Consider the following 2,896-nt stretch of genomic DNA (forward strand, 5'->3'; position numbering starts at 1 on the left):
CTTCAGGTCGATCACGTGTGTGCCGACGACCCCGACGAGCACTGCGTCGAGCCCCACGGCCAGGCCTACCGGGACGTTTGACCTGAGTGACTGGCAGTCGGTCCCACTCTCGAATCTCTTCCCATGGGCGGCATGGTCACTCCGAGAGGTGCCGCTTCCGCGGCCCGGTTCGCCGGCGGTCCCGAAATCACCACGGCCGCCCTCAGGTCCGCAGTTTGATCCCGTACTGACTGATCTTGCGGTACAGGGTGGCTCGGCTCATCCCGAGTTCGCGGGCGGCTTCGACCATCGTCGGGCCGCCTGCGCCGGACAGCACCCGGATGATCTCGCCGCGCTCGAACGCCTCGATGCGGGACAGGTGCCGGGACGGGCCAGCGAGCACCTCCGGCGGGAGGCTTCCCACGTCGATGACGTCGGTGCGGTGGGCGGCGTGGGCGACCACACGAGCGAGTTGATCGACGTTGCCGGGCCATCCGTAGCTCTGCAGCGCGCGGGACGCGGCTGGGCTGACGACGACGTCGCGTCCCCGCGCCCGTTTCGCGATGTGCGCCGCGAGTGGCAGCACGTCATCCGGCCGGTCGCGCAGGGACGGCACCTCCACGATCGTGTCGATCAGACCGGCGAGCGCCGTCGGAATGTCCTCGAAGCGTTCGGCCGTCACGGCGAACGGCACCATGGCCTCGCGACGGGAACGCACCACCAGGTCCCTGAGTTGATCGGCCACCCAGCTCGGCAGCGTGTCGACGTCGCGCACCACGACGGCGGTGTGCTCCTTGCCCAGTTCCGGCGCCCACAGACCCAGCCAGGTCTGGATGTCCGAGGTGCCAGGGGCGCTGGCCGACAGGATGCGGTCGCGCGGATAGGTGTGGCGCGCCGCCTGTGCGAGCAGCGTCGAGCGGCCGACCCCCGGCTCCCCGATCGCGGCCACGATGCTGCCCGCGGACATCGCGCGCTCGGCGAGGCCGACCGCGGAGTTCCACACCTCCGAAAGCTGATGCAGGGTCCCAGAACCCGGTTCGAGACGCGGAACCTCGACGCGGAAGACCTGCCCACGCGGGGTCTGGCGCGGGCGACGCCCGCTGGATCTCGCCAGCATCAGGGCCGCGGTGTTGCTCGCCGCCGAGCGGGCCAGCGCCAGCAGCAGGTCGCTGGACGACTGAGACCAGGTGGTGAGGTTGACGCAACCCTCGAGCCGGCCGGTCGCGGCATCGAGTACCGGAACCGCCGCGCAGGTGAACGTGCAGAGGCTCATCGCATAGTGCTGATCGGCGCGCACCAGCGTCGGTGCCCGATCCGCCAGGGCCAGGCCAAGTCCGTTGGTGCCCACGTCGCGCTCGGCGTACGCGAAACCCGGCGCCAGATGGACGTCGTCGAGTGCGCGCAGGAGGCTGTGATCGCCGCTCATCCGGCTGAGCACCACCCCGTCGGAGTCGGTCAGCATCATGCTGACCGGCTCGTTCGCCAGCGTGCGATGCAGGTCTAGGAGGACTTCGTTGCCACACTCGACGAACAGCGACCCCAGATTGTCGGTGCCGGTGAAGACGGGTTCAACCTCGTCGGGCGGAACCCCGTACTCCTCGCTGCGCTGCCAGGACGCAAGCAATCGACCGGGCACCGCGGGCGCCTCGGGATTCTGCAGCTGCGCAAGCCGCACGCGCTCCGGTAGGTCGTCGGACACCCGTCTCCCTCGTTGTGTGATCCACGTTACAAGCAGCGTGACAGCAGCCGTCCGGCCCGACTAGTCCAAGGCGTCTCAGATTGAGACGTTGACGGCCTCCCCGGTGCCCGCGGCCGACCATAGGCTCCGATCAGTTGATGTGACAGCCCTCACATCAGAGTGACCCAGCCCAGCAGACCAGTCAGGGAGAACCGCATGTACCGCAAGGACGGCACCAGCTACTTCATCGTCGACGCTCACGTCGCGCTGTGGGACGCGCGGCCGGAGAACCAGCGCAACATCCACGGCAAGCAGTTCATCGACTGCTTCTACGACTACCACCGGAACCTGTCCCCGGAATCCGAGGTCTGGAGCTACGAGGACTACCTCTACCAGGGCAGTGACCGTCTGATGAAGGACCTGTTCACCGACGGCCACGTGGACCACGCGATCTTCCAGCCCGCCCACCTCGGCGAGTTCTACTACAAGGGTTTCGGGCAGACCGACGAGGCGTCCGAGCTCGCCAAGGCCAATCCCGACAAGCTGACCTACAACCACCACTTCGACCCGCGCAACGGCGAGGCCGGACTGGACCAGCTGCGCGACGACGCCAGGCGGTTCGGCTTGAAGGGCGTGAAGCTCTACACCGCCGAATGGCACGGCGACTCCCGCGGCTGGCGGCTCGACGACCCGTGGGCCTACCGGTACTTCGAGGCGTGCCGCGAGCTCGGCATCCGCAACATCCACGTCCACAAGGGCCCCACCATCCGGCCGCTGGACCGCGACGCGTTCGACGTGGCCGACGTCGACCACGTGGCCTCGGACTTCACCGACCTGAACTTCATCGTCGAGCACTGCGGCCTCCCGCGGCTGGAGGACTTCTGCTGGATCGCCACCCAGGAGCCCAACGTGCACGCGGGCCTCGCGGTCGCGATGCCGTTCATCCACACCCGTCCGAAGTACTTCGGGCAGATCATGGGCGAGCTCCTCTACTGGATCGGCGAGGACCGCATCCAGTTCTCGTCGGACTACGCGATCTGGACACCGCGCTGGCTCGTCGAGGCGTTCGTCGACTTCCAGATCCCGGCGGAGCTCAACGAGTACGCACCGATCACCACCGACCAGAAGAAGAAGATCCTCGGGCTCAACGCGGCCAAGATGTACGACATCCCGGTGCCCGCCGAGTTACGACTCGCCGACGCCGACGCGCCCGCCGTCGGGCCGCGCGGCGCCGACGAC

At 68.1% G+C, this 2,896-nt stretch carries 2 protein-coding genes; one reads left to right on the forward strand and one right to left on the reverse strand.

The annotated features are described in order from the left end of the window. Positions 1–202: 202 nt before the first annotated feature. Positions 203–1,678, reverse strand: coding sequence for an AAA-type ATPase lid domain-containing protein (locus ACRDUX_RS17655; protein WP_526415313.1), 1,476 nt, complete (start codon positions 1,676–1,678; stop codon positions 203–205). Between the two features lie 195 nt (positions 1,679–1,873). On the opposite strand from ACRDUX_RS17655, the gene ACRDUX_RS17660 reads away from it, so the two are divergent. Further along, on the forward strand, positions 1,874–2,896 hold a 1,023-nt coding region (locus ACRDUX_RS17660; RefSeq protein WP_526415314.1), incomplete at its 3' end, for an amidohydrolase family protein.

It is taken from the genome of Mycobacterium sp., assembly GCF_050701675.1.
Taxonomy (GTDB): Bacteria; Actinomycetota; Actinomycetes; order Mycobacteriales; family Mycobacteriaceae; genus Mycobacterium.